General features: G+C 63.0%; 8 protein-coding genes. 2 read left to right on the top strand and 6 right to left on the bottom strand.

Going from position 1 to position 8,582, the window contains the following annotated elements:
• Nucleotides 1-178: 178 nt before the first annotated feature.
• The 6 genes from M2400_RS28405 to M2400_RS28380 form a co-directional block, all read right to left on the bottom strand.
• Nucleotides 179-1,519, bottom strand: a complete 1,341-nt coding sequence (locus M2400_RS28405) for a sorbosone dehydrogenase family protein (protein WP_259199468.1) — start codon at nucleotides 1,517-1,519, stop codon at nucleotides 179-181.
• A 134-nt stretch (nucleotides 1,520-1,653) separates the two neighbouring features.
• Nucleotides 1,654-2,619 (bottom strand): pyridoxamine 5'-phosphate oxidase family protein, encoded by a 966-nt coding sequence (locus tag M2400_RS28400; RefSeq protein WP_259199473.1) that lies wholly within the window; start codon nucleotides 2,617-2,619, stop codon nucleotides 1,654-1,656.
• Between the two features lie 2 nt (nucleotides 2,620-2,621).
• Entirely contained in the window at nucleotides 2,622-3,521 is a 900-nt protein-coding gene (locus tag M2400_RS28395; RefSeq protein ID WP_259199474.1) for a LysR family transcriptional regulator, read from the bottom strand.
• The gene (locus tag M2400_RS28390) at nucleotides 3,521-4,441 is read right to left on the bottom strand and encodes a LysR family transcriptional regulator (protein ID WP_177115486.1); all 921 of its coding nucleotides are present in this window, start codon (nucleotides 4,439-4,441) and stop codon (nucleotides 3,521-3,523) included. The genes M2400_RS28395 and M2400_RS28390 overlap by 1 nt, the downstream gene beginning before the upstream one ends.
• Before the next feature lie 186 nt (nucleotides 4,442-4,627).
• Nucleotides 4,628-5,248 (bottom strand): glutathione S-transferase family protein, encoded by a 621-nt coding sequence (locus M2400_RS28385; RefSeq protein WP_259199476.1) that lies wholly within the window; start codon nucleotides 5,246-5,248, stop codon nucleotides 4,628-4,630.
• A gap of 125 nt (nucleotides 5,249-5,373) precedes the next feature.
• On the bottom strand, nucleotides 5,374-6,246 hold the full coding sequence (locus M2400_RS28380; RefSeq protein WP_259199477.1) for a LysR family transcriptional regulator: 873 nt from the start codon (nucleotides 6,244-6,246) through the stop codon (nucleotides 5,374-5,376).
• Between the two features lie 179 nt (nucleotides 6,247-6,425).
• Between M2400_RS28380 and M2400_RS28375 the strand changes: the two genes are divergently transcribed.
• Nucleotides 6,426-7,199, top strand: coding sequence for a glucose 1-dehydrogenase (locus M2400_RS28375; protein WP_177047905.1), 774 nt, complete (start codon nucleotides 6,426-6,428; stop codon nucleotides 7,197-7,199).
• Nucleotides 7,200-7,212: 13 nt separating this feature from the next.
• On the top strand, nucleotides 7,213-8,259 hold the full coding sequence (locus tag M2400_RS28370) for an L-idonate 5-dehydrogenase (RefSeq protein ID WP_259199479.1): 1,047 nt from the start codon (nucleotides 7,213-7,215) through the stop codon (nucleotides 8,257-8,259).
• The last annotated feature ends 323 nt before the right edge of the window (nucleotides 8,260-8,582 follow it).

Below are 8,582 nucleotides of genomic sequence, written 5' to 3'. Positions count from 1 at the left end.
GCGGCGGCCCGCTTCGTGCTGCCTGCGTTCGGGCACACCGAGCCTAAGCGAGGTGCCGAGTGGTGGGGCAAGAGCGTTTTGCTTACTTTTGCGCTCTTCAAAAGTGAGCCGCTGTAAGAGCGGAACCATAGGCAGCCGTTACCTAAATAACGGATATACCCCCAACATCAGCAAAACCTCAAGGCCTCACCCGCGCCACCCGCCACACCTTGTTCCCCACATCATCCGCCACCAGCAAAGCCCCCTGCCCGTCCAGCGCAACGCCCACCGGACGCCCCTGAGCCTCCCCATCCCGATTCAAAAACCCGGTAAGAAAGTCAACCGGCGCCCCCGAAGGCTTGCCATCCTTGAAGGGAACAAACACCACCTTATACCCCGCCTGCGGATTACGATTCCACGACCCATGCTCCCCCACAAACACCCCATCAGCGAACGCAGCAGGCATCCCCCGAGCATCAGAAAAGGCCAACCCCAACGGCGCAACATGCGTCCCCAGCGCATAGTCCGGCGCAATCGCCCGGGCAACCTTGTCCGGCCGCGGCGGCTGCACCCGGCTATCAACGTGAGCCCCGTAATAACTCCAAGGCCAACCATAGAACGCGCCATCCTGCACCGACGTCAGATAATCCGGCACCAGGTCACTGCCAATCTCATCCCGCTCGTTGACCACCGTCCACAATTGCGTAGAGCCAGGCTTCCACGCCAGACCATTGGGGTTACGCAACCCACTGGCAAACAGCCGCTTCTGGCCACTGCCCAGGTCCACCTCCCAGATCGCCGCACGCCCGTCCTCGGCTTCCAGCCCGTTCTCCCCCACATTGCTATTGGACCCCACGGTCACGTAAAGCTGGGTGCCCTGAGGATTGGCGAGCACGTTTTTGGTCCAGTGATGATTGATCCCGGCCGGCAGATCGGTGACCTTCACCGGGACCGCGTCAATGTGAGTCTGCCCCCGCACATAAGGCACCTTGACCACCGCATCGGCATTCCCGATGTACAACTCATCCCCCACCAACGCCATGCCGAACGGCGAGGTCAGGCCATCGAGAAAGACACTCTTCACCTCGGCATGCCCATCTCCATCGGCGTCCCGCAGCAGCGTAATACGATCGGCACTCGGCGCGTCGGCACCCACCCGGCCCATCACAAACCCCATCGCGGTACGACGCGCCCAGGCGAGCAAACCCGTGCCGCCGTCGGTGGCGCCTTCAGGCATGGGCGGATGGTTACTCTCGGCCACCAGCACGTCACCGTTGGGCAAGGTGTACACCCAACGCGGATGATCAAGGTTTTCGGCCAACGCCGTTACCGTGAACCCTTCGGGTGCCGTGGGCTGGGCATTGCCGGGCCAACCGACGGCCTTGGACACCTTGAGCGTCGGGATCAGCGAGGTGGTGGGCTCGGGCAATTGCGGGCTTGGCCCAACACCGGCCTGAAACGGCAGTTTGGAAGACTCACCACAGGCGCTGAGAACAGCCGTGGTGGTGATCAGCAGCGCAAGGCGGCTTGGTACATTCATCGGAAAACCTCGGGACAGCCCAGCAGTGGGCAAACAAAATCCCGACGGAGTATTGCGTCATTCCCCGGCACCAAACACCGCCTTCCACGCAATTGAGTTTTAACCCTGTCGCACGAGTGGCCCTGCCGCATTCCTCAGGCGCGCCAAGGCCCCAACGCCAGGCTATAGGGAGAAAACCCCTCGAACTGCCAACGCAACGCCAGCGCCGCCTCCCGCCGAACCACATGCTCCACAGTCACGCGCCACAACCGCTCCGCCCCTTCGAACGTGGCCAACTCAGCCCCACCCAGAATCACCTCCGCCCGCCCGGCCACCTGCAACACATCACCGGACGCAAAATCCACAAACAACAACCCCGCAATCGGGTTGAGCTGCAAATTGCCCAAGGTGTTGAAAAACGTGTTGCCGGTAAAGTCCGGAATCGTCAGCACATTTGCGTCTACCCGCACAAACCCGCGGTTGCCGCCCCGGTGCGAAACATCCACCGAACGCTTGGCCGCATCACCCTCAAGCTCCACATAACTGGCGACGAAGAAGGTGTCGGCATTACGAATCGCTGCTCGATCCGCCTCTTCAAGGGAATGGGCACGCTGCACCAAACCTGCAGCAGAGCGCGGCCCCGAGCCCTCAGGATCCACCGCACGCAGTTGAATGTACTTCGGGCAATTACCAAAGGTATGCACCACATCCACGGCAAAACCGTCGACACCCGCCGTGCCCACAACCCCGTTCATGCGATTGCGCCGGCGTGTATTCAGATCTATGCCCAACAGCCCCACCGCCGCGCCTTTTTTCAAGCCGGCTGCGGCGGGATCACCCACGGCTGGCAGGCTGTCGATGCGCAACCGGTAAGGGTCCGGCGAATACACAAACCCCGGCGCGCCCTCCAGCAGCGTGGCCCAGGGAAGTCCCTGATCATCCACGGTACCCACCACCAGATAGGGCAATAATTCATAGAAGGCCCGATGCTGTTCCGGCAGGTGATCGCGTATGACCTTGGCGCCGATCACCTCCATGCGCTCGGCCACGCCGGCACTCTGCTGCAACTGCCGCTCGCCGGCATGCCATGGCGAGACGGGGGACGCGTCCTGGTGAATCATGATCAAGCCCTCGGTGGATGAAACGCCGGATGTTCACGCAACGCCGCCACGCTGAAATCGACAAAACTGCGCACCCGCATCGACGCATTTCGCCCTTCGCGGTAGACCACATGCACCGGCAGCGGCGGCTGTTCAAAGGCCTGTAATACCCGGCGCAATTGACCGCTCGCCAGGTGTTCGTGGAGCGGATAACTCAGGCACCGGACCAACCCGGCACCTTGCACCGCCGCATTGATCGCGCCCTGCACCGTGGTACACGCGAGGCGCGCACGGGCCTTGATGCTGGACCCTTGGAAATCCCACTGCACCCACTCCGAATACGCCTGGGTTGCGACCAGCCGATGCTGCTTGAGCGCCTCGGGTTGCCGCGGCTCGCCATGGTTCTGCAGATAGCCAGGGCTGGCACAGACGATGTTGCGCACATGGCCCACAGGCCGTGCAATCAGGGATGACTCGGGCAGTTCTCCCACCACAACCGCCACGTCCAGGCCCTCTTCATTCAGGTTCGGATAATGGTCGTGGTAGTGGGCAAACACCCTCACCCCGGGATATCGCTCCAGGTAGTCGGCCAACAAGGGCGCCATCACATAACGGCTGAACAGAAACGGGAAAAACACCCGCAGGTTGCCTTCTGCCTGCGCATGCGCGCCCTTGGCGGAGGCTTCGGCGGCGCTCACCCCGTCGAGGATCCGCGAACAGTCCGCCATGAACCTCACGCCCGCTTCGGTGAGGCGAATGCCCCGGGTGCTGCGCTGTACCAATGGCACCCGCAAGCGTGCCTCCAGCCGGGCAATTGCACGAATCACCGTAGGCCCCGAGATGCCCAGGAAACGACCAGCCGAGGCCAGGCTCGGCTGACGGGACAGCGCCTGGAATATCTGCATGTCGCGATAACGGTCCATCACGCAGGCCGCTTTATCGAGGAGTTGAGCGCCGCATCCTGCCCCAGCCGACTGACCAGGAAGTCCACGAAGGTGTTGATTTTCGCCGGCACCCGGGCGCTGTTCTGGAACACCACATGGATCGGCAAGGCCGGCGGTTCGAAGTCTTGCAGGATGATTTCCAGTGCGCCTGCACGCACATCGCTGGCCACCTGATAAGACAGCACCCGCGTGACGCCCCAGCCCAGGCGCGCCAGGTTGATCGCCGCGTTGTTGGCGGTGACCACCAGGCGTGGATCAACCGCCACATTCAATGGCTGGCCGCCTTCGATGAACTGCCATTCACTGACCAATTGGCTGGAAGACGACGTGACAATCTTCGCCTCCCGCAGTTGCCCCGGGTGCAGTGGCCGGCCATGCCGTTCAAGGTAGGCCGGCGCGGCGCAGACCACGCGGCGCACCTCGCCGACCTTGATCGCCTGCTGTCCGGTCTCCTGCAAGTGCCCGATGCGCACCGCTACATCCACGCCTTCATCGGTCATGTTGACCACGCGATCCACCAGCAGGGCGTTGATGTTGACTTGGGCAAACAGGTCCAGGTATTCACCGAGGACCGGCGCGACGAACAATTCGCCGAACAACACCGGCGCGGTAACCGTCAGGTGCCCCCACGGCACCGAGAAGCTGCCGGCCGCCGCCTCTTCTGCCTCCGTCAGCTCTGCCAGGATGCGCCGGCAATCGTCCAGGTAACGCTGGCCGGCCTCGCTCAAGTGCAGGCTGCGGGTAGTGCGCGAGAGCAACTGCGTGCCAATGCGCGCCTCCATCGCAGCAATGGCGCGGGTCACGCTGGGGGGCGAGATGTTCAGGCGCCGGGCCGCAGCGGCAAAGCCCTGTTCTTCGGCGACGGCGAGGAATATCTGCATTTCCTGGAAACGGTCCATGGGTCCCCTTTAATCGAATGTCATACGCCAACCCTGTGGTTTGGGGTCTTGGTGAAGAGCCTTATTGTGGTGAGGGAGCTTGCTGTGGCGAGGGAGCTTGCTCCCGCTGGAGTGCGCAGCGCTCCTATCTTTTTCTGGGGCTGCTTCGCAGCCCGGCGGGAGCAAGCTCCCTCGCCACAAAAACCTTTAATCCTTTGTTAAACCTACGGCCGTGCGCTGCATACCGACAAACCCCGGCAGCGCCTCGATGCTGCCCAGCCAGGCACGAACGTGCGGGTAGTCATCCAGCGCGACGTTACCTTCCGGGGCATGGGCGATGTAGGTGTAGTGCGCGATGTCGGCAATCGACGGCTGGTCACCGACAAGGAAGCGGCTCTGCGCCAACTGTTGCTCCACCACATTGAGGAAGGCATGGGAGCGGCTGATGGCTGCCTCGGCATCCAGCGCCGCGCCAAACACCGTGACCAATCGGGCGGCAGCCGGGCCGACGTGCAATGGCCCCGCCGCAGCCGAGAGCCAACGCTGCACCCGGGCCTGGGCCAAGGGCGCGGTCGGCAGCCACTGGGTGTTGCCATAGCGGCCGGCGAGGTACACCAGGATCGCGTTGGAGTCCGCCAGCACTACGCCGTCGTCATCGATCACCGGCACCTGGCCGAAGCTGTTGAGGGTGGCCAGGAACTCGGGAGTCTTGTGCGCGCCCTGCTTCAGGTCGACCAGCACCAATTCGGCGGGCACGCCCAGCAGCGACAGCATCAGCTCGACCCGGTGGGAATGGCCAGACAAGGGGTAACGGTACAGTTTGATCATGACAGGCTCCGCGGTGTGCCAGGGACTCGACCCGGTGATCGGGCCAATGACGCCTATCTTCCGCCGCTACGGCCCACAGCAGAATAGCCAGCTTTTGCAATCCAGCATTTCACCGGGTGAAACAATCACTCGCCAAACAACTCGCCGATCAGATTGAACACGGTGGTTTTCACCGCGCTGTCCAGTTCAGTCCACGCCAGCCCGGTACGGGCCTGGAATGTCCCCAGTTCAAGATGCCTGGATACGCAATTGGCCGGCAGCGCCCGGGCGGCCTGCTGCGGCAGCACACCGACGCCCAGGCCGGCGGAGACCAGCGCGAGCATGGTGGTGAACTCGCCAAGTTCGGAGGCGATCTCCAAAGGCACACCCACGGCCTGGACGAACTCGTCGTAGAACCCCGGGGCATAACGCCGGGCCAGGATGAACACCGGCACCTTGAGCAAGTCGTCTGGCTGAACGATGTGCTGGGCCGCCATCGGATGGTCGGCGGGCAACGCCACCACAAAGCTTTCCTGCAACACCGGGCGGGTCTGCACGCCGGGATAGGCCGCCGGCAAGCGCATCAGGCCAAAATCCAACTGGCCGTTTTTCAACGCGCCGGCCTGGTCCGGACCGGGCATGTCCTTGAGTTCCAGTTCGATTCGCGGATAACGCTGGTGCACCGCACGAATCAATTCAGGCAACAACTGCGGCAACACCGAGGAGACAAACCCCAGGCGCACCCGACCAATCTCCCCACGGTTCGACGCTCGGGCAGCATCGGCGGCGCGGGCGGCCTGGTGCAGGGTGGCCTGGGCTTCGGGCAGAAACACCCGCCCGGCATCCGTCAGCGTCACCGAGTGCCGGTTGCGGTCGAGCAGGCGCACGCCCAGGCCGCCTTCGAGCAGTTTGATCTGCATGCTCAACGCCGGTTGCACGATCGACAGCTGCGCGGCGGCCCGGCCGAAATGCAGTTCCTGGGCGAGCACGACAAAGGCGCGCAGGTGCTTGAGTTCCATCAGAAGGCTCCGGTTATCACGATTCTTGATCACCCGATCAAAAATGAAAATTGGACGCTGGGCCAAGGCTGCGGTGAAGTAAGGCTTGCCATACACGATATGACAGGCTCTGGCCTATCACAATGAGCACAGGCTCGGCCTGCCTGGATTGAGATTGCTGATCACCTGGAGATCCAGCCATGCAAAGCGTTTTAGACAGCTTCCGCCTCGACGGCCGCCTGGCCCTGGTTACCGGCTCCAGCGCCGGTATCGGCCTGGCCATCGCCCGAGGCCTGGCCCAGGCCGGCGCGCGGGTGGTGCTCAACGGGCGCAACCGCAGCACCTTGCGTGACAGTGCCGCACTGCTGGCGGCGGAAGGCCTGGAGGTGCACACCCAGGCGTTTGACGTCACAGACGGTGCCGCAGTGCTGGCCGCCGTGGCGGATATCGAAGAGCGCCTGGGTGCGCTGGACATCCTCGTCAACAACGCCGGCATGCAACGGCGCGGGCCGCTGGAGGACTACAGCGAAACCCACTGGCGCGAGTTGATGAGCACCAACCTGGACAGCGCCTTCCTCGTCGGCCAGGCCGTGGCCCGGGCGATGATCCCGCGCAAGCGGGGGCGCATCATCAATATCTGCTCGGTGCAAAGCGAGCTGGGCCGCCCGGGCATCGCCCCCTATGCTGCCAGCAAAGGCGCGCTGAAGATGCTCACCAAAGGCATGGCCATCGACTGGGGCCCCCACGGGTTGACCATCAACGGCATCGGCCCCGGCTATTTCAAGACCGAACTGAACGCCAATTTGGTGGCCAACCCCGAGTTCAGCGACTGGCTGGTGCAACGCACGCCGAGCCGGCGCTGGGGTGACGTGGCCGAACTGGCGGGCGCTGCCGTGTTCCTGGCCAGCGACGCGGCGAGTTTCGTCAACGGTCATATCCTGTACGTGGACGGTGGCATCACCGCCTCGCTGTAACCCGGAGAATTTCATGCACGCGATTGTCTGCCATGCCTCAAAAGATTTGCGGGTAGAACCTCAAGCCGAACCCCAGGCACTCGCCCCCGACCAGTTGCGGGTGCGCATTGCCCGGGGCGGCATCTGCGGCTCGGACCTGCATTACTACCAGCACGGCGGCTTCGGCACCGTGCGCCTGCGCGAGCCGATGGTGCTGGGCCATGAAGTGTCGGCGGTGATCGAGGCCGTGGGCCGGGAAGACGGACCCTTCACGATCGGCCAACGCTTGTCGGTCTCGCCGTCACGGCCTTGCGGCGGTTGCCGTTATTGCCATCAAGGGCTACCGAACCATTGCCTGAACATGCGTTTTTACGGCAGTGCGATGCCCTTCCCCCACGTGCAAGGCGCGTTTCAGCAAAGCCTGGTGATCGAGACGCATCAGGCGCACCTGCTGGCCGATCATGTGAGCCTTGCCGAAGGTGCGATGGCGGAACCGTTGTCCGTGGGTTTGCATGCCATCCAACGGGCCGGGGTGGTGTTCGGCAAACGGGTGCTGGTCACCGGCTGCGGGCCCATCGGCAACCTGTTGATCGGCAGCCTGCGGGCGGCGGGTGCGGGAGAGATTGTAGCGGTGGACCTGGCTGCAGGCCCCCTGGCCTGCGCGGAGAAAATGGGCGCCAGCCGCATCCATAATCTGGCGGAAGATGCCGACGCGCTGAAGCGCTACACCGCTGAAAAAGGCTACTTTGACGTGATGTTCGAAGTCTCCGGCAGCGCCCAGGCCTTGCGCAACGGCCTGGAATGCATGGCCCCGCGCAGCGTGTTGGTGACGGTGGGTTTAGGTGGCGAGGTCTCGCTGCCGTTGAATATGCTGGTGAGCCGGGAGATCGACTTGCGGGGCACCTTTCGCTTCCATTCGGAGTTTGCCCAGGCGGTGGATTTGCTCAACCGCCAGGTGATTGATGTGCGGCCGGTGATCTCTCATACCGTGCCGTTCAGCGAGGCGGTTAAGGCGTTTGAGCTGGCGGCGGATAAAAGCCAGGCGATGAAGGTGTTGCTGGATTTTGGCGTGGGTGATTGAAATCGCCATGGGGCAATAGCACTTCTGTTTTGGAGATGGACCGGGGGCATATCCGTTTTTTGGGTGATGGCTGATATTGGTTCCGCTCTTACAACGGCTCACTTTTGAACAGCGTAAAAGTAAGCATGGGCCTGTCCCGTGACAACGGACGCCAAGAAGCGGGCCGCCGCGACGGGGCGTACCTGCGTTCGGCCAGCGTGGTTTAACGGGGCGCCTAAGATCAAGATCAAAAGCACAGCGGCCTACAGGCCGGCTTGAGTGTGGTGAAGCAAAGGCAAAATCTAAAGCGAGCACGGTCCACTGTAGGAGCTGGCTTGCCGGCG

Origin of the sequence: Pseudomonas sp. BIGb0558 (assembly GCF_024807515.1) — a bacterium.
Classification (GTDB): domain Bacteria; phylum Pseudomonadota; class Gammaproteobacteria; order Pseudomonadales; family Pseudomonadaceae; genus Aquipseudomonas; species Aquipseudomonas yamanorum_A.
Note: the sequence above shows the minus strand (reverse complement) of the source record. Positions and strands in the feature narration are given on the sequence as shown.

Bases quoted from the DNA above. Each gene is read 5' to 3' on its own strand.
- M2400_RS28395 (WP_259199474.1), bottom strand. From the start codon at position 3,521: ATGGACCGTTATCGCGACATGCAGATATTCCAGGCGCTGTCCCGTCAG.
- M2400_RS28370 (WP_259199479.1), top strand. From the start codon at position 7,213: ATGCACGCGATTGTCTGCCATGCCTCAAAAGATTTGCGGGTAGAACCT.
- M2400_RS28400 (WP_259199473.1), bottom strand. From the start codon at position 2,619: ATGATTCACCAGGACGCGTCCCCCGTCTCGCCATGGCATGCCGGCGAG.
- M2400_RS28405 (WP_259199468.1), bottom strand. From the start codon at position 1,519: ATGAATGTACCAAGCCGCCTTGCGCTGCTGATCACCACCACGGCTGTT.
- M2400_RS28380 (WP_259199477.1), bottom strand. From the start codon at position 6,246: ATGGAACTCAAGCACCTGCGCGCCTTTGTCGTGCTCGCCCAGGAACTG.
- M2400_RS28390 (WP_177115486.1), bottom strand. From the start codon at position 4,441: ATGGACCGTTTCCAGGAAATGCAGATATTCCTCGCCGTCGCCGAAGAA.
- M2400_RS28375 (WP_177047905.1), top strand. From the start codon at position 6,426: ATGCAAAGCGTTTTAGACAGCTTCCGCCTCGACGGCCGCCTGGCCCTG.
- M2400_RS28385 (WP_259199476.1), bottom strand. From the start codon at position 5,248: ATGATCAAACTGTACCGTTACCCCTTGTCTGGCCATTCCCACCGGGTC.